The following is a 26,389-nucleotide window of genomic DNA, read 5'->3' as shown; positions in this document are numbered from 1 at the left end:
GGTCGGTGCGGTGCGCCCGGGGTACGGGGTCGGGCGCACCGGGGGCGGTGCGACGGGACCGTGCCGTCGCGCCGTGGGTGCAGGCGTCGGGACGAGACCGTTTCGTCGTGACGATCCAGTGCCGTCACGACGAAACGGTCCCGTTCGCGCCCTCGGTGTCACGACGGCACGGGATCGTCCCGACGTCCCCGCCCCGCGCACATGGAGCACCCGGTGACACGAAAGGCCGCAGGACGGGTACGTACGTCTGCATGACACCTGAGCGAACCGACCCGTCGGCGCCGACGGCCACCTACCGCCTCCAGTTGCAGCCCGAGTTCCCGTTCGCGGCCGCGGCGGCGGCCGTGCCGTATCTGGCCTCGCTGGGCGTCTCGCATCTGCATCTGTCCCCCGTCCTGGAGGCCGTCCCGGGTTCGAGGCACGGCTACGACGTCGTGGACCACGCGCGCGTGCGCGAGGAACTGGGCGGCGAGGACGGGCTGCGAGCACTGTCGCGCACGGCGCGGGAGCACGGTCTCGGACTGGTAGCGGACATCGTGCCGAACCACATGGCGATGGACCCGCGCCACAACCGCGCCCTGTGGGAGGTCCTGCGGGAGGGCCCGAAGTCGCCGTACGCGCGGTGGTTCGACATCGACTGGGAGGCGCAGGGCGGCCAGGTGCTGCTGCCGGTGCTGGGGGGCCCGCTCGGCGCGGAGCTCGGCAACCTCACGGTGGACGGCGAGGTGCTGCGCTACTACGACCACGTCTTCCCGCTCCGCGAGGGCACCGCGGACCTCCCCCTGCCGCAGCTCCTGGACGCGCAGTGGTACCGGCCGGTGTGGTGGCGGCTGGCCCGTACGGAGCTCAACTACCGGCGTTTCTTCAGCATCTCGGAGCTGATCGGGGTGCGGGTCGAGGACCCCGAGGTGTTCGAGGCCACCCACGCCAAGATCCTCCAGTTGCTGCACGAGGGGGTCGTGGACGGGCTGCGGGTCGACCATCCCGACGGCCTCGCGGACCCCGACACGTACCTGCGGCGCCTGCATGAGGCGACCGGCGGGCGCTGGACGGTCGTGGAGAAGATCCTCGCGGACGGGGAGCACCTCCCGGCGTCCTGGCCCGTGGCGGGGACGACGGGGTACGACGCCCTGAGGCACATCGACGGGCTCTTCACGGATCCGGCGGGGTTCGGGGAACTCCTCGGCCAGTACCGGCGGTTCGCGGCCCCGCAGACCGACCGCGGCGGCGACTGGGCCGCGACGGCACGGCGGGCGGCGTACAAGGTGATCACGCACGAGCTGGCCGCCGAGATCGACCGGCTGACCCGAGTGACGGCACGCGTGTGTGCCACGTCCCCGGAGCCGGCACTGCGCGACCGCGCGCCCTGGGCGCTGCGCACCGCGCTCGAGGAACTCCTGGTGCGGATGGAGGTCTACCGTCCCTACGGCTCCTCGGACGCCGCCTCCGTCGTCACCGAGGAGGCCGCGGCCGAGGCCCGGCTCGCCTTCGTGGTCCCGGAGGAGGCGGGCGCCGTCGACGTCGTACGGGATCTGGTGCTGGGGCGGGCCGGTGACGGGCCGGACCACGTGGAGTTCCGGACGCGGTTCGCGCAGACGGCGTCGGCGTTGCGGGCCAAGTCGGTGGAGGACACGGCGTTCTACCGCTATGTGCCGCTGCTGTCGGCGACCGAGGTGGGCGGGAACCCCGGGAGCCCGGCAGTCCCGCCGGAGGAGTTCCACGCCTACTGCACGCGTGTGCAGCGGGACTGGCCGCTGACGGGAACCGTGGTGTCGACGCACGACACCAAGCGCAGTGCCGACGTGCGCGCGGCCCTGGCCGTGCTCACCGAGTGCCCGCAGTGGTGGGCGGACACGCTGGCCGAGGTGACCCGCACCGGCGAGGGCGTGCCGGACGCGCAACTGGCGTGGGCGGCCTGGCAGACGGTGTTCGGGCTCGGCCCCGCCGCCCCGGAGCGGGTGCAGGAGGCGCTGCTGAAGCACGTGCGCGAGGCGGGGCTGTACACGAGCTGGACGGAGCAGGAACCGGCGTACGAGGAGGCGGTGGCCCAGTTCGTCGCGGCCGGGCCGTGCGGGCCGCAGGGCGAGCGGGTGGCCGCGTTGCGCACCCGCCTCGAACCGCACATCCGGGCGAACGAGCTGGGCACGGCCCTGGTGCAGTTGACGATGCCCGGCGTGCCGGACGTGTACCAGGGCACGGAGGGCCGGTACCTGGCGCTGGTGGACCCGGACAACAGACGGGCCGTGCGGTTCCCGCCGCGGGACTCCGGTGACAAGGACGCGCTCACGGCGGCGGCGCTGCGGCTGCGCCGCCGTCGGCCGGACGTCTTCGGTGACGCGGCGACGTACACGCCGTTGGCCGCGGAGGGGCCCGCGGCGGCGCACTGTGTGGCGTTCGCGCGCTCCGGGGAGGTGGTCACCGCGGTGACCAGGCTGTCGTTGCGGCTGGCGCAGGCGGGCGGCTGGGGGGAGACGGTGCTGCCGTTGCCGCCGGGTGTCTGGCGGGACGTTCTGGTGCCGGAGCGGGAGTTCTCCGGGCACGCGCGCGTGGCTGAGCTCCTGGGCGAGTCACCGGTGGCGCTGCTGGAGCGGGTTGCCGCGGACTGACCGTCGCCGGCCGGGCGCGGACCGCACCAGCGGGGACGCCGGGCCGCCACCAGGGTCGCGGGGGCGTGCACAGCTCGGCCGGCACCCACGGTCCTGCCTGCTGCCGGTGAATGCCTCCGGGCGCCCCCTGGAGGCTCCCCCAAGGCGTTCTTGACACCTCAACCGGACCGTGGGGTACTGCGGATTGCGAGGCCGGTCGGACGTGTCGGGGGTGAGTCTCCTGCCGGAACTGCGCTACCCCACGGTGACCGAACTGGTCCGGTCCGCGCGGGCGTCGGCCGCACAGTGGCCCGGCGTCTGCCGGCTGCGGCAGGTGGGTGTCTCGCGCGCGGGCAGGCCCCTGCACGTCCTGTCGGTCGGCCATGCCCGCAGAGCCGTCCTGGTGGTCGCGGGCGCCCATGCCAACGAACCGACCGGCGGCCCCGCGGCCCTGGCGGTGGCCCGCCGGGTGCTGGCCGAGCGGGAGTTGCGGGCGGACACCTCCTGGCACTTCCTGCTGTGCGCGGATCCCGACGGGGCGGGCCTGCACGTCACCCCGGCGCCGCGCAGTCTCTTCGACTACCACCTCGGCTTCTTCCGGCCGGCCGGGGCGGAGCAGCCCGAGTGGGCGCCCGCGATGCTGCCGTCCGACCGGCTGCCGCCCGAGACCCGCGCCCTGACCGGGCTGATCGACGAACTGCGGCCCTATGTCCAGGTGACGCTGCACGGCACCGACCTGGGCGGGAGCTGGGTGCAGTTGACGAAGGACGTGCCGGGTGTCGCCGAGCCCTTCGCCAAGTCCGCGGCGGAGCTGCACATTCCGGTGGAGACCGGTGCCTCGGACGCGGCGGGCTGGCCGGCGTCCGGGCCCGGGGTGCATGTGATGCCGGCCCCGGGAGCCGGGGCGGCGTACCCGAGCATGCCGGACGACGCGCGGCGCAGCACCTGGTACCACGCGCACCGTTACGGGGGTCTGACCGCAGTGGTCGAGGTTCCGATGTGGGCGAGCGACCTGGTGGACGATCCCGCTCCGCATCCGGCTCCGGCGGCGGCGATGCGGTGGCTGGCGGGCCGGCTGCTGATCCAGTCGCGGGCGGTGGAGCGGGTGCTGACGGACGCGCTGCCGCGTCTTGAGGGCGCCGGCGGGCCGTTGCTGCGGGCCGCCACCTGGGGCCTTGAGCTGGTGCCCGGGCTGGCGGCGGACTGGGTGCGCACCCGTCCCGCCGACGACACACGGGCGTACATCGGCAGTGTGGACGCGTTCTCCCGCCGGCTGCCGCTGCGGGCGGCGGCCATGCTGCTGCGGGTCCTCCGGGAGAGCGACGACCGTGCGGCCCCACGACTCGAACGGCTCGTCAAGGCGTGGAGCGATTCCTTCGCGGAACGCTTCGGGGCCCGCTGGGTGCCGTTGGAGCACCAGATCGAGCATCAGGCCCGCACGGTCGTGACGGTGGCGCTGCACGCGCGCGAGCGGGCGGGGTGAACCCGGGCCCCCGCGCGCGGGACGGGGGTCAGCCGTCCAGGACGAAGACCGCTCCGGTCCGCGCCCTCATCACACAGCCGTTCGAGAAGGTCTGCCGGTACTCGACCGGTCGGCCGTCCCACTGGCCGCGGGCCTGGACGGTGACCGGCGCGTAGAGCATCGGGCAGTAGACGTCGGCGAGCGGGAGGGCGTCGATGTGTCCGTCGACGGCGTCCAGCTGGGTGCAGGCCTCGACGGCACGGCCGTGGCCCTGGGGCGGGTCGCACAGCAGGAGGGTGCCGCGGGTGTCGCTGGAGCGGCCGTCGCCGGTGGTGACCATGAGGTAGAGGTGGTCGTCGCCGGGGAAGGACCGGGCCGTCGCGGGGGCCGCGGCGGCGAGTAGGAGGGCGGTCGCCGCCGTGAGGCCCAGGTGTGCCGCTCGCCGTACCGCTGTCGCTGTGTTCGTGTGCGTCATTCCCGGTGCATCGGCACGGCGGCCTCGGATCCCCAGCCCGGCTCACCCGAACGGGAGCACACGGGCGCGTCCCGCGCGGCGAGTTCGAAGGCCGAGAGCACGACGCGGGACTGGTACTCGATCTGGCGCGGGACCGGGATCCAGCGGGCACCGCAGCCGTCGCGGTAGTCGGCGCACCACAGGTCGACGAGCCGGTCCAGTTCCGGCAGCGCGCCGGTGGGATCGGTGCCCGCGCGGGTCACGAGCTGGTGCAGGAGCCCGGCCGTGCGCAGGGCGAGGCGCCGTCCGGCGATGCGGAGCGCGGCCAGGTGGCCGGAGCTGAGCGGGGGCATCGGGCGGCCGCCGTCGGTGACGTCGGGGTCCCAGGCGTCGGCGAGTCCGGGGCAGACCAGTAAATAGTCCTCGACCGGGGCGAGCAGCCGGGCGGCGTCGGGGGTGGCCGGGACGTGCGGGCGGATCCGCGCCAGGACGTCCTCCAGGAGCCGCGCGTCGCGGCGCAGCGTGTGGCTGACGGTGCGCAGCACGGCGGGCGCGTCCGCGGGGGTGCCGTCGTCCTCCACGGCGGCCACGCCCCACATGGGCGCCTCGACGACGGCGGTCAGGGTGCCGTGCCGGTGCGGGTGGTACCAGGTCGACTCGACGGCGGCCTCCGTTATGGCGGCGGCCAGGTCACCGCGGCGGGGCGGCGGGATCCGGTAGACGGCGGGGCCGAGAGAGGGCCAGTAGAGGGTGTCGTACGGGCCCAGCTCGCGCGGGATGCGCAGCCGGGCCGCCGTGTGGGCGACGCGCCGGGCGAGGCCGGGCAGGTCGCGGGTGAGTTCGACGAAGCCGCCGCCGACGTCGACCCCGTGCAGGGAGCACTGGAGGAAGGGCCGCAGTTCGTCCTGGAGGGCGAGCAGGGTGCGGGTCTCCGGGAGTGCGGCGGCGTCCGCGCCGTCGGGCAGCCACTCCGGCTGCTCGCCGAATCCGGGCCGGAAGAAGGTGCGGAAGTAGCGGCCCAGGGAGTACGGGCCGCGCAGCCAGCCCTCGTTGCGGCGCAGGCCGTCGGGGTCGAGGCAGAGCAGCAGGTTCCAGGTGGCGTCGGCCTCGACGGTGAGCCGGGGGTCGTCCAGGGCGCGCTCGGCCAGTCTGAGGACGGTGCCGCCGCCCACCGGTTCGTTGGCGTGCGGGCCGGCGACGACGAGGGCCTGGCGGCTGCCGTGGCCGACCGAGAGCAGCCACAGGGGGTGCCCCGCGCGGGAGGTGCCGGCGCGGCGCAGCCGGGCGTCCTTCGGATGGCGGGCGACGAGCGCCGCGGCCCGTGCGCCGAGCTCGTCGACGGTCGGGTAGCGGAGGAGGGGCGGCAGGGCACACCTCCACAATGTGGTGCCGTCGGTTCACCTGGTGTGCATGGTGTACGCACAGTCAGTCACGAGTTGGGGGGTACGTCAACACCGTGCGGCGGAAAGGTTTTTGCACCGCGACCACACGTAAAGCCCAGGCCAGAGCTGAGGTCGGGCTCAGTTGACCGCGAGCCGGAAGGCCATCCGGCCGAACCCGACCTGGTCGCCCTCGCGGACGACGGCGGCGCCGATGACCCGCCGGCCGTTGACCGTGGTGCCGTTCGTGGAGCCGAGGTCGCGCAGGACCCACATGCCGGCCTGCCGGGTGAGTTCGGCGTGGACGCGGGAGACGGTCTCGTGGGTCAGCCGCAGGCCGTTCGCCGGGTCGCGGCCGATGCGCAGCGCGTGGCCGCTGCCGGGGTGCGGCAGCAGCAGTTTGGGCAGGCGCTCGGCCTGCCAGGCCCTGCGCAGCTTCACGGTGAATCCGGACACGGCCTCGACGGTGCCGAAGACCAGTCGGGAGACGCGGCTCTCCTGGGGCAGGTCCGCGGTGAGCACGGCGAGTTCGTCGGACCGCCGCGCGACGAGGGCCAGTTCCATGCGGCGCACGAACGTGTCGTGCGACAGGCGGCCCATGGCGACGCCGTCACGGAGCACCTTCAGCACCTTGTCGCGCTCCGCGTCGGACAGCCGCGCGGGGTACGTGTTGAACTCGAAGGACGACGTCACGTTGGTGATTGTCGGGCAGTGAACCGCGGGTGTCCAGAAAACGAGACGACGGCCGCCGCACGCGCGTACCCGACGACACCCGCCGCAAAGCGGCGGATTCCCAGGCGGATTGATCGCGTTTGAAGCACCATGGACGGGCTACATCACGGTGAGCAGACGAAGGGGAACCGTCCGTGCAGTTCGAGGTGTGGGCACCGCAGGCCGGCCGCGTGACGCTCCATTGCGGAGGCGCCACGCACGCGTTGGAGCGTGATCCGGAGCGCTCGGGATGGTGGTGGGGCGAGGCGGAGGCCGAGCACGGCACCCGGTACGGCTTCGCGCTGGACGACGGCCCGGTGCTGCCCGACCCGCGCTCACGCCGTCAGCCGGACGGCCCGGACGGACTCAGCGCCGTCGTCGAGCACGAGCGGTACGACTGGCGTGCCCCGTGGACGGGCCGGGCGCTGCCGGGAGCGGTCCTCTACGAGCTGCACGTGGGCACCTACACCCCCGAGGGCACCCTGGACGCGGCCGCCGCCCGCCTCGACCACCTCGTCGAACTCGGCGTCACCCACGTCGAGTTGATGCCCCTGTGCCCCTTCCCGGGACGGCACGGCTGGGGCTACGAGGGCGTCTCCCTGTGGGCGGTGCACGAGCCCTACGGCGGTCCCGAGGCCCTGAAGCGCTTCGTCGACCGGGCGCACGAGGTGGGCCTCGGGGTGGTCCTGGACGTGGTGCACAACCACCTGGGCCCGTCGGGGAACTACCTGCCCGCCTTCGGACCGTACTTCACGGACACGCACCACACTCCCTGGGGTTCCGCGGTCAACCTCGACGCCCCCGGCTCCGACGAGGTGCGCGCGTACCTGCTGGGCAGCGCGCTGTCCTGGCTGCGGGACTACCGGATCGACGGACTGCGCCTGGACGCGGTGCACGCGCTCGTCGACACGCGCGCCTGCCACTTCCTGGAGGAGCTGTCGACCGCCGTCGACGACCTCGCCGCCGAGCTGGACCGTCCGCTGTTCCTCGTCGCCGAGTCCGACCTCAACGACCCGCGGTTCATCACCCCCCGCGCCGAGGGCGGTCTCGGGCTGCACGCGCAGTGGAACGACGACTTCCACCACGCCCTGCACACCGCGCTGACCGGCGAGTCCCAGGGCTACTACGCCGACTTCGCCCGCGCCCCCCTGGCCTCGCTCGCCAAGACCCTCACCGGCGGCTACTTCCACGACGGCACCTACTCCAGCTTCCGCGGCCGCAGCCACGGGCGCCCGCTGGACCGTACGCGCGCGGCGGCGCACCGGCTGCTCGGCTACTCCCAGACCCACGACCAGGTCGGCAACCGCGCCCAGGGCGACCGGCTGGCGGCGTCCCTCTCCCCCGGCCTGGCCGCCTGCGCGGCCGCACTGGTGCTGACCGCGCCCTTCACGCCCATGCTGTTCATGGGTGAGGAGTGGGCGGCGAGCACCCCCTGGCAGTTCTTCACCGACCACACCGATCCGGAGCTCGCCGAGGCGGTGCGCCGGGGCAGGCGGCGGGAGTTCGCCGAGCACGGCTGGGCCGAGGAGGACGTGCCCGACCCGCAGGACCCGGCGACCCGCGACCGCTCCTGCCTGGACTGGTCCGAGCTCGGACGCGAGCCACACGCGCGGGTGCTGGCCTGGTACCGCCGGCTCCTCGCGCTGCGGCACGAGCAGCCGGACCTCACCGACCCCGACCTCGCCGACACCCGGGTCGCCTACGACACGGAACAGCGGTGGCTCGCCTTCCGCCGCGGGGACGTCCGGGTGGCCGTGAACCTCGCGAAGTCGCCGGCTGCGATCCCTCTGGGGCCTCGCGAGGCCCGTGTGCTGGCGGCTTGGGAGCCGGTGCAGGCGCCGGGTCCGGACGGGGTGCTGCATGTGCCCGGGGAGTCGTGCGTGGTGCTGTTGCAGGCGTGACCTGACGACGTTCCTCCCGTGCACAGAAAAGCGCAGGTGGAGACGTCTACAGCTCCGCGTCGTCCGTCTCCTCGTCGCGCAGCTCGGTGACGCGTTCCAGGAGGATCGCCTCCCAGGCCCGCCGCAGCCGGGTGCGCAGGAGCGGCAGGGGCTCGGCGGCGCGTCCGTCCAGGCCCGCGGCGAGGCGGATCACGGTGTCGCAGCGGGCGAGCCACAGCCCGCGCAGACAGGGTCTGGCGCCGTACCCGGCGAGGGTGGCGGCGCGCACCGCGGCGGGTGAGCCGACGGCGAGCGCGAGGCCTGCGATGTCCTCGGCGGGGTCGCCGACGACCGTGTCGGTCCAGTCGAGCACCCCGCGCACCCGGCCGTCCGCGCTGATCACGAGGTGTTCGCCGGTCAGGGCGTGGTGCACGAGGACGGCGCTGCCGGGCTGCGCGGCGAGCTGGACCGCGGCCGGCGAGGTGAGCTGCTGGAGGCGGGCCGGGTCGAACTCGTCGGCCGCGTGCAGGCGTTCGGCGGCCCGGCCGGCCTCCCGGCGCAGCGCCTCCAGGGAGCGCGGACCGACGCGGGGGACGCCGAGCGCCTCGGCCTGCCGTACCGGTACCTCGCGCAGGCCGGTGAGCAGGCCCGCCAGATCGGCCTCGCCGACGGCGGACACGTCGTGCTCCTCCGCCGAGCCGCCGGGGACCCTGGTGTCGAGGGTGTAGGCGAGTCCGGGCGCCCACTCCCCCTGCGCCACGCTGGTCGGCACGGTCACCGGCACGTGCGGGCGGACCAGGTCGCGCAGCCGCAGTTCACGGCGTCCGCGGGTGGAGGCGTCGCGGTCGGGGGCCAGGCGCAGCACATGGCGGGTGCCGATCCACCAGGTGGAGTGCCCGCCGTCGGTGACGGGCCGGACCTCGGGCCCGCCCGTGTCGGGAGGGCTGTCCTTGAGCAGGGAACGGACCAGCCGGCGGACCGTGTCCGCGGTGGGTGTCGGTGCCTGGGTCATGGTCGCGCCGTAGTCGCTCGAGGGGTGGAGGGGCTCCTGGGTCCGGGTCAGTCCACTATGACCATCTCGCGGGTGGTGTCGTTGAGCCTGCGGCCGCCGTTCTCGGTGACCGTGACGATGTCCTCGATGCGTACCCCGAAACGGCCCGGCAGATAGACGCCGGGCTCCACGGAGAAGCACATGCCGGGGACGAGGGGCTGTTCCTCGCCCTCGATCATGTAGGGCGGCTCGTGCGTGGTGACGCCGATGCCGTGCCCGGTGCGGTGGATGAAGTACTCGCCGTACCCGGCGTCGGCGATGACCGCGCGGGCGGCCCGGTCGACCTCCTGGCAGGGCACACCGGGCCGTACGGCCCGGAAGCCCGCCTCCTGCGCCGCGCGCACGAGGTCGTGCACCCGGCGCTCCTCGTCGGTGGGTTCGCCGACGTGGACGGTGCGGGAGGTGTCGGAGCCGTAGCCGTCCTTGAGGCCGCCGAAGTCGAGGACGACCATGTCGCCGCGTCCGATGACCCGGTCCCCCACCTCGTGGTGCGGGTTGGCGCCGTTGGGGCCGGAGGCGACGATGGTGAAGTCGACCTGGGAGTGGCCGAAGCGGCGCAGCAGGTCGGCGAGGTCGGCGGCGACCTCCGACTCCCGGCGCCCGCCGAAGCGGACCTTCCGGATCTCCTCGAAGGCCGCGTCGGCGGCCGCTCCCGCGGCTGCCAGCAGTTCCAGCTCCGCCGCGTCCTTGACCGCGCGGAGCATCGGCAGGGCCTCGGTGAGGGAGGCGTACGAGGTGCCGGGCAGGGCCTTCTGGAGGCCCAGCAGGTGCATGGCCCAGGCGTTGTCGCTGATGCCGAACCGGCCGCCGGCGTCCAGGAGGGCGGCGGTGGCGGCGTAGGGGTCCTTGCCGTCGGTCCAGTCCCGCAGGGTCAGGGCGCTCGCGCCGGCGGCCTTGGCGGCGTCCGGGGCCTCAAGGGTGGGCACGACGAGGACGGGGTCCTGTCCCGGAGCGAGGACCAGCAGGGTGAGCCGTTCCGTGGCGGCGGTGGGCGCGTAGCCGGTGAGCCACACCAGGTCCGGGCCGGGAGCCACGAGGAGTCCGGCGAGTCCGGCATCGGCGGCCGACCGTGCCGCGCGCTCCATGCGCGCCCTGTAGTCGTCGGCGGCGAAGGGCGCTGCGGTGCCGGTCATCAGGGCCTCCCTGGGCGGGTCATGGTCTTTGGGCAGCATCCTGCCCGGACGGCGAGGGGCGCGCGAGCCGGTCGACGTGTCTTTCCGACGGACCGGACGGGGGTGCCGGGCGTACGTCAGCTCTCCAGGGCCATGCGGACGCCGAGGAGCAGCAGGACGCCCCCGGAGACCTGTTCCAGTTTCCGGCGCACGCCCGCGCGGGACAGGACGGTCCGCAACCGGCCGACGAACCACACGTAGAGGCCGTAGTAGCCGATCTCGTAGACCGCCCAGAGCGCGGCGAGCCCGATCATGGTGGGCAGGTGGGGGGCGCCCTCGGGCACGAACTGCGGAAGGAAGGACATCGCGAAGACGGCCGCCTTGGGGTTGGCGAGGTTGAGCAGCAGTCCCGCGCGGTAGGCGGCCCAGCCGGTCCTGCCGGTGCTCTCCCAGGTGCCATCGTCGGTGGCCCCCTTGGCGCGGCGCGCCTGCCGCAGGGCCTGGACGCCGAAGGCGACGAGCACGACGGCACCGACGATCCGCATCACGTCGTAGGCGATCTCGGAGGCCGTCAGCAGCGCGGTCAGGCCGAGTGCGGCGACGACGCCCCAGAGGAACACGCCGGTCTCGTTGCCGAGCACGGTCAGGAAGCCGGAGCGCCTGCCGTGCAGGGACTGCTTGATGATCAGCACGGTGCTCGGGCCGGGTGACGCGGCGATGAGGGTGCAGGCCCCCAGGAAGGCGAGGAGCGTGGTCGGCATGGGCTCATCGTGCCGTCGGCGGCCGGATCCGGACCAGTGGTTTTCCGCCGCCGACCGACGGGAGCCACTTGATCGGGCATCACTTCTAATGCTTGGATCGAGTCAAAACATTAGACGAGGGGGTACGTCGTGCTCGTGTTCGCACACATCAGCGATCTGCATCTCGACGGGACCGCACGGGCGACGGAGCGCGCCGAGCGGGTGCGTGACCGGCTGTGGCAACTGCCGGGACAGGTGGACGCCCTGCTGGTGACGGGTGACATCGCGGATCACGGCGCCGAGGTCGAGTACGAGGAGGCCGCGCGGATCCTGGGCCTGCACGAGGGCGACCCGCCGTTCCCGGTGCTCACCTGCCCGGGCAACCACGACAGCCGCGCCCCGTACCGCAAGGCCCTGTTGCGGCAGCCGGTGTCCGACCGGCCGGTGAACAGCGTGCGCGTCTTCGACGGCGGCGCGGTACTGATGTGCGACTCCAGCATCCCCGGGAGCGACGAAGGGGCGCTGGACGAGGAGACGTACGACTGGATCGAGGCGACCCTCGACGAACTGGACGGGAGTCTTCCGGCGCTGCTGGCCTTCCATCATCCGCCGGTGGCGCTGCACCACCCGCTGCCCGACTCCTACCGGTTGCACGACCCCGGGCGGCTGGCCGCGCTGCTGGAGCGGCGGCCCCGGATCGCCGGCCTGATCACGGGTCATGCGCACACGCCCGCTGCGAGCGTGTTCGCCGGGCGGCCCCTGGCCGTCGGGCCCGGGGTGACCTGGACGCTGCGGCTGCCCTGGGAGGGCGAGCGGATCGCGGACCGGGACGCGCCGGTGGGCCTGGCCTTCCATGTGCTGGACGACGCGGGGCGGCTGACCACGCACTTCCGGGTGGTCACATGAGCACGCGCACCGGCCGGGAGCTCAGACGACGACTCCCGGTACGGCCGTGAGCTGCTGGTAACCGCCGCCGCGGTGGCGGACCGTCAGCACGACCTCGCGGCCGGCGCGGGCGTGCGCGACGGCGTGTGCGAGGTCGTCTGCCGTGTCGACACGGGTCCGGCCGAAGGCGAGGAGTACGTCGCCGCGGACCAGGCCCGCCGCGAAACCCGGGCCGGGGACATGGACGCCGACCACCAGCGCGCCCGTCTTCTCCGCGTCCACGACCTCCAGACCGAGAGTCGGCGCGACGGGTCCCGGCGAGGGGGCCGTGGCGGGCGCGGCCGACGGCAGTGCGGGGCCCGGGTGCGCCGGGGCGGACGGGCCGTCCTGGTGCGGTCCCGCCTGCCGCCGGAGTTCGGCGAGTTCGCTCATGCCGACCACGGTGGCTCCGACGGTCCCGAGTCCCACCCCCGCCAGGACCAGGACGACCGCGACGAACAGGCCGAACAGCAGGGTCGTGAGCCGGCGTCCGCGCCGACGCGCGGCATGCGGGCGCCGGGCGGGCCCGGACTTCCCTCCCCCGCCGGGCTCCTGACCGGGCATCGGCTTGGGACGCAGCGCAGTCTGTTCCATGGATCGCCTCCGGCTCGATCACCACCGGCTGGTGTCTACCCGGCACACCGGCACGCGACGAGCCACGAACGAGTGAGACTGACGGGTGGTCAGGAACGGAAAGGCGTCCGGATCCGGCAGGTAAGTTGTGAAGCGGCATGTGGGACGGCGAAGTCCCGCTGTCAGTGAGGGCTGTTACGTTCCGTGACATGACCGATCACGCCCTGGCGCTGCTCCGGCAGGACGCCCGACTGGCCGCACTCGCCGATTTCCCCTTCAACTTCTCCCTCGCCCGCGCCGAGCACGGCCATGTCGAGCCGGTCCGTCTCGCCTCGGGCGGCCCGCTGGAGATCGTGGCGGGCGACGACACCGGGGGCACGTACTTCGTGTGCGGGGACGGCTCCGTGCTGTACGCCGACTCCGAGGGCGGGGCCGGGATCATCGGTTCCGGTGTCGACGAGGCGCTGGAGATAGTGATCGGCCTGCCAGGGTGGCACGACTGCACCCGGCTGTCCCCGCAGGACGGGGAGGAGAGGATCCTCGCGTACGTCGCCGAGGTGGAGCGGGAGATCCGCGAGGAGTGCGAGATCTCCCTCGACGCGGAGCGCGCCGAACTCCGGGCCGCCCTGGGCTTTCCCGAGCGCTCACCGGTGGAGCTGATGCGCATGCTGCACGCCGCCCTGGCACGCACGGAGCCCGGCTTCGTCCTTCTCGGCGCGGAGGAGGGCGGCGCCTACGACCTGATCGGGCCGCCCCCGCCGCCCGTGTGGGAGCCGGTCCTCGCGCAGGGCCGCGGGGATCTCGCGGCCCTGCGCGCGGGTGACACCGCGGTGTGGGAGGCGGTGGCCGCGGATGCCGTACGGCGTCGACTCGCGCTGCGCGCCGCGCAGTTCGACCGGCGTGACGGCGACCTGGAGCTGCTGCGGAGGCTGCTGCGGTACGAGACGCGGTCGTCGCTGACGGACGAACTGCGGCTGGCCGCGGTGCTGGTGGGTCTGCACGGCCGGGCCGAGGACCTGCCGCTGCTGGACGAGGTGCGGGAGACGGACTTCGACACGGCGTGCGGACTGAGCGAGATACCCCGGCCCGGAGCGGATCCGGCCGAGCTGCGCCGGTGGGCCCAGGACACCGACCGCCTCTTCTTCGGCACGGACCCCGCCGACGAACCGCTGTGCACCTGGACCGATCTGGCTCTGGACCAGGGTCTGACCGACCTGGCCCTGGTCGCGCTGATACGCCGGTTCGACGCGATCGAGCTCGACCAGAGCCTGCTGCGCCGGTCCGACGACCCGAGCAGTCTGGACACCGGCGAACTGAGCGCTCTCGCCGACGACTTCGAACGGCTGGGCGAACCGGTCCAGGCGGAGCGCGCGCGACGCCTGTACGTGGCGCTCCAGGACCGCCCGCGGCACTGACGCGGGCGGTCGGGGTCGGAGCGCTCCGGAGGGCCGGCCGGTCGGGCCGTCCGCCCTGCGGTCGTCGCACCGGGCGGAGGGGCGGCCCCCGTTCCGGCGCGGCCACACGGGCGGGCGAGGAGACCGGCCGTCGAGACGCCCCACAGGCGGCCGGGGATCCGAGTGCCGGCGTGCCGAGTCAAGGACCGCCCGACTGAGTCCCCCTTGCCGGGCCGCCCTGGTGAGCCCCCGCTGTCAGCCCGCCAGGGGAAGCGCCGGGGGGCGGTCCGGGAGGAAGCCGTGGGTGCGGCTGGCCAGGTGTTCGGCCTTGTAGCGGTCGACCGTGCGGTGCCAGTGCAGGATGCCGGCCATCCAGTGCTGGAGGTCGGTCACATAACCGCGCATGACCTCGCGTGCCTCCTCCGAGAGCCCGAAGTCGTCGTACACGATCGGCAGTTCGTGGGCGGCGACGTGTTCGAACTGCTGCATGCGCTGGGTGATCAGGTCGTGGACGACACCCAGCGCGGTCGGGTAGTCGATGCCGAAGAAGTTCTGCACGACGAGGATCGAGTTGTGGATCTCACCCTCGTACTCGATCTCCTTCTGGTACGAGAAGACGTCGTTGAGCAGGCACGCGTAGTCGACGGCGGCGTTCTCCAGGGAGCGCACGGGGCCGCTGCGGTAGACCTCCGGCGGGACGGCTGGGCCGTGGCCCATGCGGCACAGGCTCATGGTGAGGTCGGAGCCGAACGTGGCGCGCCGCATCTCCAGGTAGTCGACCGGGTCGGGGACGCGGTGCTGGATCTGGTTGGCCAGCTCCCAGACCCAGCTCTCGGTCATCACGTTCACGGCGTCCTTGAGGGTGCGCCGCTGGTCGGGGGTCATCTCGGCCGTGGTACGGGCCCACAGGTCGATCAGACCGCGTTCCATGGCGTTGGCGGGGACGAGTGTCTGCTCGCCGTCGAGGGGCATGCAGTCCGACAGCCGCCGGGTGGTGAGCCGGGCGGCGGCGAGGTCGCGGCGGCCGCCGTAGACGAGCGGGTAGTAGTCGTCGCCGTAGGTGCCCCAGGCCAGCCAGTGCGAGCTCAGGTCCAGGGCCTCGGGGCTCGCGTCCGGGTCGATGCCCGCGGCGCACAGGGGGAGGTCGGCCGCGGCGAGCTTGTCCTCGTCCCAGACACCCTCCTGGAGCATGCCCATGCGGTGCGTCCACTCGACGAGACGGGGGCGGGCGCCGGGCAGATGGGGGCTGTGCTCCACCTGGAACGGCATGTAGAAGTCGGGCAGCAGGGACGGGCCGACCTTCTGGAACGGTACGTGCGTGTGGGCCCGCAGCCGCTCCGCGCCGGCCGCGGCGAGCAGGGCGCCGACGTCGGCGGCCGAGGTGCCGCGGCCGGTCAGGGTCTGCCAGGGGGAGGTGGTGTCGGCGCGGGCGTTCATGTAGCGGCTGGAGCGCATGTGCCATTCGTGGCCGCCGGACTGCCAGTCCTGCAGTCCCTGCGTGTACTTGGCGACGGCGGTCACCTCCGCCGGGGACAGTCCGTGCTCCAGGGCGAGCGCGGGGACCTCGGTGAGGGCGGTGTGCTCGAACTGGTGGAGGCGTGAGGTGAGGACGTCGTTGACGGTGTCGGCGGCCTCCTGCGTGGTGCAGCCGAAGAAGGTCTCCAGGACGAGGACGCCGTTGCTGAGCTCCCCCTCGTCCTCGACCTCGCGCTGGTAGGAGAACAGGTCGTTGCGCAGGTGGACGGCGTCGGAGAAGGTCTCCATCAGCACACGCAGGGGGCGTGACCCGGCGACGGCCGCGGGCACTTCGGCGGTCGCGTACTCCACGAGGCCGGCCGACCAGGGGGCGCCGCCGACCTTGCGGCGCATCTCGATGTACTCGACGGGGTTGGCGATCCGTCCCTCGTTGATGTTCGAGAGCTCCCACAGGGATTCGTTGAGCAGATGCTCGGTGGCCACGGCGAAACGGCGGCGCCAGTCGGTGGACATCGACGGCACGGTCCGCGTCCACAGGTCGGCGAGGCCCGCCTCGACCGGGTTCTGCGGCTCGGGCATCGGGGTCGACAGGTCCATCGGCATGAACAGGGGCAGCCGGTCGAGATAGGCCTTGCCGCCGGCGCGGTCCTGCGTGCGCTTGAAGGTCTCAAGGAAGTGGTCGTCGAAGAAGAACACCCACACGTACCAGTCGGTGATGAGCGAGAGGGCGGGGCCGTCGCAGTCGGGGTGTGTGTAGGCGCAGAGCAGGCCGTAGTCGTGGGCGTCGAGGTCGGACTGCTCCCAGATCCCGGACCCCTCCAGCATGCCCATCTCGCGTGCCCACACGGTCGAGTGGGCGCGGGCCTCGTCGACGTGCGGGTTCAGCCTCGCGGGGTACGGCATGTAGAAGTGCGGGAGTTCGAAGGGCTGCTGCGTCATGAGCCGGGCCCTACCCAGGGCTCTCCGCGGCCATCCGCCGGGGCACACATGATCACACCATCGCGTGAATCCGGATCGAACTCGGGAGTTCCGGGCGCAAGTTGCGGCGTTGGGAGGGGCGGGAGGAGTTCACCGAGGGACATCACCGGAGGGAGGTCACCGGAAGGGGGTCAGCGGTCCTGGGTTTCTCTGCCGTGGTCGTCCCGCGCGCCCTGGTGGCGGACCGCCCGCCCGACTTCCGCCCGCAGTGCGACGAACTCCGGCAGTCCCCTGGTGGCGATCTGGTCGCGGTCACCGGGCAGCCGGACCGGCAGGTCCAGGACGATCCGGGAGCCGGGGCCCGGGGAGAGGACGACGACGCGGTCGCCGACGTAGACGCTCTCGTCGATGTCGTGCGTGACGAACACGATGGTCGTGCCGTCGGTGCGGTGGACCTCCAGGAGCAGGTCCTCCAGGTCCTCGCGGGTCTGGGCGTCGAGGGAGCCGAAGGGCTCGTCCATGAGGAGGAGGGTGGGGCGGCAGACGAGGGCACGGGCGATGGCGACGCGCTGCTGCATGCCGCCGGAGAGCTGCCAGGGGTGGTGGCGGGCGGCACCGGACAGGCCGACACGGTCGAGGATGCGCTCGGCCTCGGCACGCCGTTCGGTGCGGGCGAGGCCGCGGCGGCGCAGGGGCAGGGCGACGTTGTCGCGGACCGTGAGCCAGGGGAAGAGGGAGCGGCCGTAGTCCTGGAAGACGACGGCGAGGCGGTCGGGGACGCCGGTGACCGGGGCGCCGTCGATGGTGATCGTGCCCTCGCGGGCGGGGAGGAGCCCGGCGATCGTCCGCAGCAGTGTGGACTTGCCGCAGCCGGACGGGCCGACGACGCAGAGAAGTTGACCCGCGGGGACGGTGAGGGTGATGTCGTGAAGGACTTGGTGGTCGCCGTAGTGCTGGCCGACGGAGGAGAGCTGGAGCATGCGGTCGGTTCCCTGTTCCCGCGTCTGGGGCGCGTGCCTCGGGTGGCTGCTGTGGCTCATGTGGCCCTCTCCCTGCCGGTCAGCCGCTTCTCGACCGCCAGCAGGCCGGTGTTGAGCAGGTAGCCGAGGGCGCCGAGCAGAACCAGGGCCGCCCATACGGTGAGCAGGTCCGAGCGGGTCTGGGCCTCGGTGAGCGTGAAGCCGATGCCGTTCGCGGTGCCCGGCAGCAGTTCCGAGAACACCATGAGGATCAGGGAGAGCGAAAGGCTCAGGCGCAGCCCGGCGAAGATGCGGGGCAGTGCGGAGGGCAGGACGAGGAACCACAGGCGTTCGGCGGTGTTCAGGCGCAGGACCGCGGCGACGTCGAGGCGCAGCGGGTCGGTGTTGCGGACGCCGGCCGCGGTGTTGACGAGCACCGGCCAGACGGCGCTGAAGGTGATCGAGGCGATCTGCATCGGGGTGCCGAAGGCGAAGACCACGACGAAGACGGGGACCAGGGCCGGAGGCGGGACGGCCCGGGCGAACTGGAGGACGGGGTTCGCCAGCGCGTACGCCCGCCGTGACCGGCCCACCACGACTCCGAGCACGATCCCGGCGACGGCCGCCAGCACGAACCCGGCGGTCATCCGGCCGAGGCTGGGGAGGATGTCGTCCACGGCGGCCGCGCTGAGGAACAGGTGCCGGGCGGGCCCGTCGAACCACAGCTCGTGCACGTGGCGCGCGATGCGGTCCGGGGGCGGGAAGTAGACGCTGCCGCGAACGCGGGTGGCCGACTCCCACACGCCGACGGCCAGGACCAGAGCCGGCCAGCGGAGGAGTGCGGGGTGGGCGGTGACGGCACCGGGGGGACGTGCGAGGGACTTCGGGGAGGACGGCGGGTGGGGGTTGGGCGAGTGGTGGGTCGCTGATTGGGCGGGCCCCGGGTGCGTCGAGCTGCGCGGTGGCGGGGAGGGTGGGGACGGGGAGGGTGGCTCCGTCACCGGCGCCTCTCCCCCGGGCCCCGTGGAAGACCACGACGAGCCCGCCCCGCGCGGCTCCCCCGCGGCCTTCTCTCGCCCCTCCTCACCCCCGCCCGCCCCGCTCATCGGCTCATCCCCCGTCCAGCCGTCTCCCGGTGTTCCGGTGTCCACGGGAACAGTCGTCGTTCCCCCCACACCAGCGCCCCGTTGATGACCAGGCCCAGGGCGCCCGCCCACACCACGCCCGCCAGGACGTCCCGCGTGCCGTCCGTGGCCAGGCCCGCCTGGGCGATGAAGATGCCGAGGCCCTCGCCGAAGCCGGAGAGGATCTCCGTGGCGACGGCGAGGATGAGGGCGACGGCGGCGGAGATGCGGATGCCGGCGGCGATGAAGGGTGCCGTGGCGGGGAGTTCGGCGCGCAGGAGGACCGTGAGGCGGCCGAACCCGAAGGCGCGCAGGGTGTCCTTGGCGAGGGGATCGGTCTCGCCCAGACCGTAGACGGTGTTGAAGAGGATCGGCCACACCGAGGCGTAGGTGATCAGCGCGACCTCGGTCTCGGTGCCGGAGCCTAGGAGCAGGGAGACGAGAGGGATCAGGGCGACGGACGGCAGGGGCCTCAACAACTCCACGATCGCCCGCGCCGCCTCGTCGACGAGCGGCACGCTGCCCAGCAGCAGCCCGAGGGGTACGGCGATCGCGCAGGCGAGGAGGAGCCCCAGCGCCCAGGCCCGCAGGGTGACGCCGATCCCGTCGAGGAAGACTGAGTCGCCCGCCAACTCGACGGCACGGGCCACGACTTCGGAGGCGGGCGGCAGATAGCTGCGGCGCACCAGGCCGGCCCGGCTCACCGCCTCGCACACGCCGAACGCGAGCAGGATGCCGAGCAGGCCGAGCCACAGCTCCTGACGATCCCTCAGTCGCGGTCGCAGCCGCATCACTTCACGCCCAGCCCCTTCACGCTCCGTGTCGACACACGCCGCTCATCGACACCCGCCCCCTCATCGACATCCGCCCCTCACTTCACCAGCAGCGTCGACGGATCCACCGGCTTCCTCAGCATCTTCCGCTTCTCCATCAGCGCCGTGAGCCGGGCGATCTGCTGTGCGTCCACGGTCGCCGGATACACCGGCAGGTCGATCTTCTCCGCCTGCTCCTCGGTGACCTTGGTGTACGTCGGCAGCACCTCGCGGACCAGGGACGGATCGGCGTCGGCGAGCTTCACGGCCGCCTTCAGGGCGCGTTGGAACCGGTCGAGCGCGTCGGCGTTCCTCCCGGCGAACCTCTTCGTCGTGATGTACCCGCTGAGCGGGATCGACTCGACGGGCGCGGACGCCGCGTCGACCAGCACCCTGGCCCCCAGCTCGTCCTGGATGGAGCTGTCGTAGGGCTCGACGACGTGCACGGCGTCGACCTGGCCCTTGTCCAGCGCGGCACCCATCTGCGGGAAGGGGATCTGGCGGTAGACGGGACGGCCGACGCCCTGTTTCGCCAGGATCTCGTCGAACGTCAGCGACTGGACGTTGTTGAGGACGTTTACGGCGACTTTCCGGCCCGTGAGATCGGCGACGGTCTTGATGTCGGAGTCCTTCGGCACCAGCACGTCCATCATGCGCGGCGCGGCCCGGATGGCCTCGGCGACGATGCGGATGTCGAGGGTGCCCTGGTCCTGGGCCTGGAAGTAGGTGACGTAGTTCGCGCTCGCGACCATGTCGATCTGCCCCTTGGACAGGGCGGGCAGCGCCTGGAGGCTCTGCTGGATCTGCTGGACGCGCACGTCGAGGCCCTCCTTCTCGAAGAGGCCGCGCTCCTGCGCGATGTAGAGCATGGCGCAGTCGCTCAGGGGCAGCGCGGCCACCCTGACCGTCGCGCGCCCGCCGCCCGAGGACGACGAGTCCCCGTCCCCGCCGCAGCCCGCGAGCACCAGCACGAGGACGGCCGCGGCGGCCGCCGCCTTCCCGCTTCCCGAACGCCAAGGTCGTAACGCCGCTCCCACCGTCATCCGGGCATGATGGCCGACCGATTGGCATGATCACTACATCAAGGTCAGCCGAATCGTCGCTCCTTGGGAAAAGGCGAAAGGACTGCGTCCGCGGCGAGCAGGCGGTGATGCGCGGCGCGCCCGCCGCGCCGGTGACCTGCCGGGTTCCTCGCGCGCCCGGCCGGAGAAGCGGATCCGCACCGCCGGGCGGTCCGCACGGGCGGCCGTACGACAGTCTCGCAGCCCGGCGTACGAGCATCCGCCCCGCCGTCGGCGCCGTCGACGTGGCCGAATCCCAGCCCCCTCACACCTGAGCCCTACCCCCTCCCTACCCGCTGCCCCCCGAGCCCCCGAGCGCTGCGCCTGCCTCCTCAGCCCCGGACCCGACGCGACAAGGCGACCCCGACGCCCGCCACCCGCCCCTTGCCCAGCCGCCCACCGCAGGCCACCGTGGTCGCATGCGCCAGGCCCCGCCCGTCCCCGACGTCTTCGACCCCCGTCAGTACGCCGACGCGATTCCGTACGACGCCTATCGCGTCCTGCGCGACCACCACCCGGTGGCCTGGCAGGACGAACCGGAGGTGCTGGGCTGGCCGGCCGGACCGGGTTTCTGGGCGGTGAGCCGGCACGCGGACGTGGTGCGGGTGCTCAAGGACTCGACGACGTACTCCTCGCACCTCGGCGCGACCCAGATCCGCGACCCCGATCCAGCCGATCTGCCCTTCATCCGGCGCATGATGCTCAATCAGGACCCGCCGGAGCACGGCAGGTTGCGGCGCACGGTGAGCCGGGCCTTCACCCGTGGCCGGGTCGACCGGTTCGCCGCGGTGGCCGAGGAGCGGGCGCGGGACCTCTTCGCCGGCGCGCTGCGCACCGCCCGCGCCACGGACGGCACCGTCGACCTCGTCTCCGCCGTGACCGACGACTACGCCCTGCTCAACCTGACCGATCTGCTGGGGGTCCCGGACAGTGACAGGGGACTCCTCCTGCACTGGACGCAGCGGGTCATCGGCTACCAGGACCCGGACGAGGCCGGTCCCGGAGTGCTCGACGGGGAGGGCAGGCCGGTCGATCCGCGTTCGCCCGCGATGCTGGCCGACATGTTCGGGTACGCCCGCCAGTTGGCAGCGCACAAGAGGCGGCACCCGGCCGACGACGTCATGACCACGCTCGCCCATGACGGCGAACTCGTCGACGGAGAGCCGGAGATGTTCTTCTTCCTGCTCACCGTCGCGGGCAACGACACCGTGCGCAGTGCGGCACCCGGCGGGCTCCTGACGCTCGCCGAGCACCCCGGGGTGTACCGGAGCCTGCGCGCCGACCCGGGGCAACTCCTTCCGGCGGTCGACGAGTTGCTGCGCTGGCACCCGCCCGTGCTCACCTTCCGCCGTACGGCCGTGCGTGACACGGAACTCGCGGGGCAGCAGGTGCGCGCGGGGGACAAGGTGGTCGTCCTGCACGCCTCCGCCAACCGTGACGAGAGGGTGTTCGAGGCGCCGGACAGGCTGGAGCCGTCCCGCACACCGAATCCGCACGTGTCCTTCGGGGACGGCCCGCACGTCTGCCTGGGCGCCCACTTCGCCCGCCTCCAACTGCGCGTTCTCTACCGGGAGGCACTGCGCGCGCTGCCCGCGCCGCGGGTCGCCGAGCCACCCCGACGTCTCGTGTCGAACTTCATCAACGGAATCAAGTCCCTGCGCGTCCACGTGACATGAGAACCTGAGAACGGGAGAGGGGTTCGGACGTAACCGTCGAGGTGTGTGCCGACAGGGGGGTCCTCGATGTTCGGGGCAGAGTTGTTCACCCAGACCGCCGCCGCGGCAGCGGGCACGATGGTCGGGCTCATGACCACGGACGCATGGCAGGCGGCGCGGCAGCGGATGGCCCGGTTCCTGCGCCGGGAGGACGTAGAGCGGCTGGACCGGGCACGCGCTGCGCTCGACGCGGCACCGCCCGCCCGGCAGGAGATCCTGCTGCGGGAGCAGCGGCAGGAATGGGACACCACCCTGCGCGCCCTGCTGGCCCAGGACCCGGCGCTGTCCGGTCTGCTGAGCGAGTTCGTGCAGGAGTTCTCCGCTCTCGCGCGCCCGGTCCTCATCCAGGTGCAGCACACCCAGGCCCCGCTGGAGCCCGCCCGTGCCCCGGGTGCGCTGACCGTCGCGCCTCCCCTGGGCCGGCTCGACCGCCGGGTGCGGGGCCGTGAGGCACTCCTGGACACGCTCAAACAGCTTGTGGGCAAGCCGACTTCGGGCGTACGGGTGCTGCACGGCATGGGCGGGAGCGGCAAGACGACCGTCGCCCTGGAGATCGCCGCCTACGCCGCCGCGCTGAACGTCGACGTGTGGTGGGTGACGGCGAAGAACCCCGCCACGCTGAGCGCCGGGATGCGCGAGGTGGTGGCATCGCTGGGCACCCCTGCCGACCTCATCGACCGCGCCTGGTCGGGGCGTTCGAGCGCGACCGACCTGCTGTGGCGGCGGCTGTGCGACACCGCGAGCCCCTGGCTGCTGGTGGTGGACAACGCCGACGAGCCCGAACACCTCGCGCCCTACGGGCGGTTGGCGGAGGGCAGGGGCTGGATCCGGCCCGCGGCGGAGCTCCCGGGGCTGGTGCTGATCACCAGCCGGGACAGCAGTCCGACGACGTGGGGTCCGTGGGCCACGCTGCACTCGGTCGACGCCCTGGAGGAGGACGACGCCACCGAGGTGCTGTGGGACCTGGCCGGGGAGCGGGCCGGTTCCCGTGAGGACGCCCGGCTGCTGACCCGGCGGCTCGGCGGGCTGCCGCTGGCACTGCGCATCGCGGGTTCGCATCTCGCGGCGGCCTCGGCGTTCCCCGCCTGGCCGGGCACGACGACCGTGCGGACGTACGCCGACTACCGGGTGGCCCTCGACGAGCGCTTCACCGAACTCCTCGACGAGCACCCGCCCGGGCAGCAGGGCAGCAACTACTCCGTGCCGGTGACCGGCACCTGGGAACTGTCGCTGGACCTCCTGGAGCGGCGGGGCATCGTCCAGGCCCGGCCGTTGATGCGGCTGCTGTGCTGTCTGGGCGAGGCGCCGGTGCCGCTGGTGGACCTGCTGCGCCCCGACCGGCTGGCGGACTCCTCGCTGCTGCCCGGCGTCACGCCCCAGGAGCTGTTCACCGCTCTCACCTCGCTGGCCGACTTCGGGCTGATCGAACTGCACACCCCGCCCGGTGGCGACGACCACGCCCGCACCCTCCTGATGCACCCGCTCGTCCGGGACGCCGGCCGGCTCCAGCGGGACCTCGCCGAGCACATGCGGGAGTACGCGGCCGTCGTGGCCGACCTGGTCGTCTGCGCCACCGCCGAGCTCAGCGAGGACGACCCGCGCGACTGGCCGCGCTGGCGGCTGCTGCTCCCGCACTGCGACGCCCCGCTGGCCCTGATCGGCGACCCTTACGAGGCGGCGGACGAACTGGTCTCCAAGGCGCTGCGGGCCGCCGCGGCCGGGGCCCGGCATCTGATCCGGCGGGGCTGGCTGGACCGGGCCGAGGAGGTGCTCGGGGCGTGTGAGCCGGTCGTGCTGGCGTGCGGTCCCCGCGACCCGGACGCGCTCGAAGTGCGGTCCGCGGCGGCCCACTTGCTCCATCTGCGAGGCCGGCTGCCGGCGGCGGAGTCGCTGCTGCGCACCGTGCTGGAGGACACGCGCGCCCTGTTCGGCGACGCGGCCTGCGAGACCGCCGACGCCCGGTACGCCCTCGCGAACCTGCTGAACGGCCGGGGGCGCCCGGTGGAGGCGGAGACCGAGTACCGGGCGGTGCACGCCACGCGCCGGGCTCTGCTGGGCGAGCGCGACCCCCGGACCCTCGCGGCCCGCAAGGGCGTGGCCTGGATGGCCCGCTACCGGGGGCTGCTGGCGGAGGCCGAGGAGGAGTACCGGCTGCTCCTGGACGCCTACCGGGAGACCCTCGGCGCGAACCATCCCGACACCTTGGTCACCCGGCACGAGATGGCCCAGGTGCTGCACGAGCGCGGGATGTTCCGGCAGGCCGAGCAGGAGCTGCGGGAGACGCTGCGGGTGTGCGCGGACGTGCTGGGCGAGCGGCACCCGATCACCCTCGCCGTGCGCCACGACCTCGCGGACGTCCTGCGCGACCGCGGCCTGCTCGTGGAGGCCGAGCACGAGTTCCGTGCGGTGCTCGGGCTGCGCGCGGACGCCTACGGCGAGGACCACCCGGAGACCGTGGCCGCCCGGCACGGCCTGGCCACCGTGCTGCGCGACCGGGGCTGGCCCACCGACGCGGAGAGCGAGTTCCGGGAGGTCTTCGAGGTCCAGCGCAGGCTGCTCGGCGACATGCACCCGCACACCCTGGTGGTCCGGCACAACCTCGCCGACCTGTTGATGGAGCGGGGCCAACTGGAGTCTGCCGAGGCGGAGTTCAGGGAGGTGTACGCGGCGCGCCGGGAGGTGCTCGGGGAGCAGCACCTGCTCACCCTGTCGGTGCGGCACGGTGCCGCACACGTCCTGCACCTGCGGGGCCGTACCGACCGGGCCGAGACCGAGTACCGCACGGTCCTGGCGGACTGCGTGGAGACGCTGGGCCCCCGGCACCCTGGCACGCTGGCGGTCCGCCACAACCTCGCCGACCTGCTCAAGGACCAGGGCCGGCTGGCCGCGGCGGAGCGGGAGTTCAGGGAGGTCTACGAGGCCCGGCGGACCGTGCTCGGCGAGCAGCACCTGCTCACCCTGTCGGTGCGGCACGGCGCCGCGCACGTCCTGCATCTGCGCGGGCACGTCGAGCAGGCGGAGGCGGAGTACCGGACGGTGCTCGCGGACTGCGTGGAGACGCTCGGGCCCCGGCACCCGGGGACCCTGTCGGTACGGCACAACCTGGCCGACCTGCTGTGCCTCAAGGGCGAACTGGAGGCTGCGGAGGCCGAGTTCAGCGAGGTGCGGGCGGCCTGCGAGGAAGTGCTGGGGTTACGGCATCCGCGGACCCTGGCCGCCCGCGAGGCCCTCGCCCGACTGCGCGCCGAGGATCAGGCGCCCCGGGACCCCGACTCGGCGGCCACCGGCTCGTAGCCCGGGAAGTGCGCGGGGATCTGTGCGAGGTCCCACAGGGCGAGCACCTTGTCGTCGTAGAAGTCGTCGGACTCCTCGTCGCCGATGATCCGCAGCGGTTCCGGCAGCTCGAAGGGCGCCAGCCGGAGGTTGATGGGCCGCCACCAGCCCGTGACGATGTCGGTGTTGGCGGACGTCCGGGAGAAGGTCGTGGTGAGCAGATAGCGCGAGCCGCTCTCCCGGAAACGGGTCAGCGCCTCCACCACGTGCTGGTAGGAGAAGTGCACGAGGGCGTCCCGGCAGACGATGAGGTCGACACGCGGCACGGGCTGCGCGGTGAAGTCGAGGAGCTGGAACTCCCGCTCCGAGGCGGGGTGTTGGGCGCGGTTGGCGGTGACGAGCTCCTCGACGACGTCCCCGCCGAGGTAGGAGGCGCCGTGCAGGTCGACGTGCTGCATCCAGTTCAGGTCGCCGCACGGCGCGTCCAGGACCGAGCGGACGCCCAAGTCAGAGATGAGAGCGCCGAGTTGGGCGATGACCCGCTTCATGCGCTGGAGTTCGGAGCCCGGTCCGGAGCGGGTCTCGTCGGAACCCCAGCGGTTGGTGCGGTAGATGTCCGTGAACACGTCGTGCAGGTCGGCCTCGTCGCGGGCGTCCGTGACGTCGAGATAGCGCCGCGCGTCCACGTCGTAGACGGGCTCCCCAGGATTGCTCAGGTACCGCGGGGTCAATGACGTCCTCTTTCGCTGCCCGTCGGCGGGACGTGTGGCAGCCCACCGGTACAAG

At 73.1% G+C, this 26,389-nt stretch carries 20 protein-coding genes; 7 read left to right on the top strand and 13 right to left on the bottom strand.

What is annotated here, in order from left to right; genetic code table 11:
• Positions 1-251: 251 nt before the first annotated feature.
• Positions 252-2,606: a malto-oligosyltrehalose synthase gene (gene treY / locus ACIQJT_RS19925; RefSeq protein ID WP_402645141.1), complete on the top strand. Its 2,355-nt coding sequence runs from the start codon at positions 252-254 to the stop codon at positions 2,604-2,606.
• Between the two features lie 211 nt (positions 2,607-2,817).
• The gene (locus ACIQJT_RS19920) at positions 2,818-4,068 is read left to right on the top strand and encodes a M14 family zinc carboxypeptidase (RefSeq protein WP_365457020.1); all 1,251 of its coding nucleotides are present in this window, start codon (positions 2,818-2,820) and stop codon (positions 4,066-4,068) included.
• 28 nt (positions 4,069-4,096) lie between these two features.
• Here ACIQJT_RS19920 and ACIQJT_RS19915 read toward each other — a convergent pair whose 3' ends face one another.
• The 3 genes from ACIQJT_RS19915 to ACIQJT_RS19905 form a co-directional block, all read right to left on the bottom strand.
• Positions 4,097-4,522, bottom strand: coding sequence for an SSI family serine proteinase inhibitor (locus tag ACIQJT_RS19915; RefSeq protein WP_402645138.1), 426 nt, complete (start codon positions 4,520-4,522; stop codon positions 4,097-4,099).
• On the bottom strand, positions 4,519-5,883 hold the full coding sequence (locus tag ACIQJT_RS19910) for a M14 family zinc carboxypeptidase (protein WP_402645136.1): 1,365 nt from the start codon (positions 5,881-5,883) through the stop codon (positions 4,519-4,521). Before ACIQJT_RS19910 ends, ACIQJT_RS19915 begins: the two co-directional genes overlap by 4 nt.
• A 138-nt stretch (positions 5,884-6,021) precedes the next feature.
• On the bottom strand, positions 6,022-6,573 hold the full coding sequence (locus ACIQJT_RS19905) for an FHA domain-containing protein (protein ID WP_402645133.1): 552 nt from the start codon (positions 6,571-6,573) through the stop codon (positions 6,022-6,024).
• 173 nt (positions 6,574-6,746) lie between these two features.
• Between ACIQJT_RS19905 and treZ the strand changes: the two genes are divergently transcribed.
• Positions 6,747-8,492 carry a malto-oligosyltrehalose trehalohydrolase gene (gene treZ / locus ACIQJT_RS19900; protein WP_402645130.1) on the top strand — a complete coding sequence of 582 codons (1,746 nt, stop codon included), beginning with the start codon at positions 6,747-6,749 and terminating at the stop codon, positions 8,490-8,492.
• Between the two features lie 46 nt (positions 8,493-8,538).
• Here treZ and ACIQJT_RS19895 read toward each other — a convergent pair whose 3' ends face one another.
• From ACIQJT_RS19895 to ACIQJT_RS19885, 3 genes are all read right to left on the bottom strand, one after another.
• Positions 8,539-9,483 (bottom strand): aminoglycoside phosphotransferase family protein, encoded by a 945-nt coding sequence (locus ACIQJT_RS19895; RefSeq protein ID WP_402645126.1) that lies wholly within the window; start codon positions 9,481-9,483, stop codon positions 8,539-8,541.
• A 47-nt stretch (positions 9,484-9,530) separates the two neighbouring features.
• Positions 9,531-10,655: an aminopeptidase P family protein gene (locus ACIQJT_RS19890; RefSeq protein ID WP_402645123.1), complete on the bottom strand. Its 1,125-nt coding sequence runs from the start codon at positions 10,653-10,655 to the stop codon at positions 9,531-9,533.
• 116 nt (positions 10,656-10,771) lie between these two features.
• A complete protein-coding gene (locus tag ACIQJT_RS19885) occupies positions 10,772-11,395 on the bottom strand; it encodes a LysE family translocator (protein WP_402645120.1) in 624 nt (207 codons plus the stop codon).
• Between the two features lie 129 nt (positions 11,396-11,524).
• On the opposite strand from ACIQJT_RS19885, the gene ACIQJT_RS19880 reads away from it, so the two are divergent.
• A complete protein-coding gene (locus ACIQJT_RS19880) occupies positions 11,525-12,280 on the top strand; it encodes a phosphodiesterase (RefSeq protein WP_402645117.1) in 756 nt (251 codons plus the stop codon).
• Between the two features lie 21 nt (positions 12,281-12,301).
• Here ACIQJT_RS19880 and ACIQJT_RS19875 read toward each other — a convergent pair whose 3' ends face one another.
• Positions 12,302-12,892 carry a PDZ domain-containing protein gene (locus ACIQJT_RS19875; protein ID WP_402645115.1) on the bottom strand — a complete coding sequence of 197 codons (591 nt, stop codon included), beginning with the start codon at positions 12,890-12,892 and terminating at the stop codon, positions 12,302-12,304.
• A gap of 188 nt (positions 12,893-13,080) precedes the next feature.
• On the opposite strand from ACIQJT_RS19875, the gene ACIQJT_RS19870 reads away from it, so the two are divergent.
• Positions 13,081-14,286, top strand: a complete 1,206-nt coding sequence (locus tag ACIQJT_RS19870; protein ID WP_402645113.1) for a hypothetical protein — start codon at positions 13,081-13,083, stop codon at positions 14,284-14,286.
• 234 nt (positions 14,287-14,520) lie between these two features.
• Here ACIQJT_RS19870 and cyc2 read toward each other — a convergent pair whose 3' ends face one another.
• From cyc2 to ACIQJT_RS19845, 5 genes are all read right to left on the bottom strand, one after another.
• On the bottom strand, positions 14,521-16,680 hold the full coding sequence (cyc2, locus tag ACIQJT_RS19865; RefSeq protein ID WP_402645110.1) for a germacradienol/geosmin synthase Cyc2: 2,160 nt from the start codon (positions 16,678-16,680) through the stop codon (positions 14,521-14,523).
• Between the two features lie 170 nt (positions 16,681-16,850).
• On the bottom strand, positions 16,851-17,639 hold the full coding sequence (locus ACIQJT_RS19860; RefSeq protein ID WP_402645696.1) for an ABC transporter ATP-binding protein: 789 nt from the start codon (positions 17,637-17,639) through the stop codon (positions 16,851-16,853).
• A gap of 56 nt (positions 17,640-17,695) precedes the next feature.
• Entirely contained in the window at positions 17,696-18,619 is a 924-nt protein-coding gene (locus ACIQJT_RS19855) for an ABC transporter permease (RefSeq protein WP_402645107.1), read from the bottom strand.
• A gap of 101 nt (positions 18,620-18,720) precedes the next feature.
• A complete protein-coding gene (locus ACIQJT_RS19850; protein WP_402645104.1) occupies positions 18,721-19,533 on the bottom strand; it encodes an ABC transporter permease in 813 nt (270 codons plus the stop codon).
• Between the two features lie 80 nt (positions 19,534-19,613).
• Complete coding sequence (locus ACIQJT_RS19845; RefSeq protein WP_402645102.1) at positions 19,614-20,597, bottom strand: ABC transporter substrate-binding protein; 984 nt, start codon at positions 20,595-20,597, stop codon at positions 19,614-19,616.
• 437 nt (positions 20,598-21,034) lie between these two features.
• On the opposite strand from ACIQJT_RS19845, the gene ACIQJT_RS19840 reads away from it, so the two are divergent.
• Together ACIQJT_RS19840 and fxsT are read left to right on the top strand one after the other, a co-directional pair.
• The gene (locus ACIQJT_RS19840; RefSeq protein WP_402645098.1) at positions 21,035-22,291 is read left to right on the top strand and encodes a cytochrome P450; all 1,257 of its coding nucleotides are present in this window, start codon (positions 21,035-21,037) and stop codon (positions 22,289-22,291) included.
• A gap of 129 nt (positions 22,292-22,420) precedes the next feature.
• Positions 22,421-25,624 carry an FxSxx-COOH system tetratricopeptide repeat protein gene (gene fxsT / locus ACIQJT_RS19835; protein ID WP_402645095.1) on the top strand — a complete coding sequence of 1,068 codons (3,204 nt, stop codon included), beginning with the start codon at positions 22,421-22,423 and terminating at the stop codon, positions 25,622-25,624.
• Here fxsT and ACIQJT_RS19830 read toward each other — a convergent pair.
• Positions 25,582-26,334: a class I SAM-dependent methyltransferase gene (locus ACIQJT_RS19830; RefSeq protein WP_402645093.1), complete on the bottom strand. Its 753-nt coding sequence runs from the start codon at positions 26,332-26,334 to the stop codon at positions 25,582-25,584. The genes fxsT and ACIQJT_RS19830 overlap by 43 nt on opposite strands.
• Positions 26,335-26,389 lie beyond the last annotated feature (55 nt).

The organism is Streptomyces sp. NPDC091972 (assembly GCF_044756385.1).
In the GTDB taxonomy this organism is placed as follows: domain Bacteria; phylum Actinomycetota; class Actinomycetes; order Streptomycetales; family Streptomycetaceae; genus Streptomyces.
Note: the sequence above shows the minus strand (reverse complement) of the source record. Positions and strands in the feature narration are given on the sequence as shown.

What these genes read in the sequence shown, in the direction of transcription:
- ACIQJT_RS19845 (WP_402645102.1), bottom strand. Translation starts at nt 20,597, where the DNA reads ATGACGGTGGGAGCGGCGTTACGACCTTGGCGTTCGGGAAGCGGGAAG.
- ACIQJT_RS19870 (WP_402645113.1), top strand. Translation starts at nt 13,081, where the DNA reads ATGACCGATCACGCCCTGGCGCTGCTCCGGCAGGACGCCCGACTGGCC.
- ACIQJT_RS19840 (WP_402645098.1), top strand. Translation starts at nt 21,035, where the DNA reads ATGCGCCAGGCCCCGCCCGTCCCCGACGTCTTCGACCCCCGTCAGTAC.
- ACIQJT_RS19850 (WP_402645104.1), bottom strand. Translation starts at nt 19,533, where the DNA reads ATGCGGCTGCGACCGCGACTGAGGGATCGTCAGGAGCTGTGGCTCGGC.
- ACIQJT_RS19875 (WP_402645115.1), bottom strand. Translation starts at nt 12,892, where the DNA reads ATGGAACAGACTGCGCTGCGTCCCAAGCCGATGCCCGGTCAGGAGCCC.
- ACIQJT_RS19895 (WP_402645126.1), bottom strand. Translation starts at nt 9,483, where the DNA reads ATGACCCAGGCACCGACACCCACCGCGGACACGGTCCGCCGGCTGGTC.
- ACIQJT_RS19890 (WP_402645123.1), bottom strand. Translation starts at nt 10,655, where the DNA reads ATGACCGGCACCGCAGCGCCCTTCGCCGCCGACGACTACAGGGCGCGC.
- ACIQJT_RS19860 (WP_402645696.1), bottom strand. Translation starts at nt 17,639, where the DNA reads ATGCTCCAGCTCTCCTCCGTCGGCCAGCACTACGGCGACCACCAAGTC.
- fxsT (WP_402645095.1), top strand. Translation starts at nt 22,421, where the DNA reads ATGACCACGGACGCATGGCAGGCGGCGCGGCAGCGGATGGCCCGGTTC.
- treY (WP_402645141.1), top strand. Translation starts at nt 252, where the DNA reads ATGACACCTGAGCGAACCGACCCGTCGGCGCCGACGGCCACCTACCGC.
- ACIQJT_RS19885 (WP_402645120.1), bottom strand. Translation starts at nt 11,395, where the DNA reads ATGCCGACCACGCTCCTCGCCTTCCTGGGGGCCTGCACCCTCATCGCC.
- cyc2 (WP_402645110.1), bottom strand. Translation starts at nt 16,680, where the DNA reads ATGACGCAGCAGCCCTTCGAACTCCCGCACTTCTACATGCCGTACCCC.
- ACIQJT_RS19915 (WP_402645138.1), bottom strand. Translation starts at nt 4,522, where the DNA reads ATGACGCACACGAACACAGCGACAGCGGTACGGCGAGCGGCACACCTG.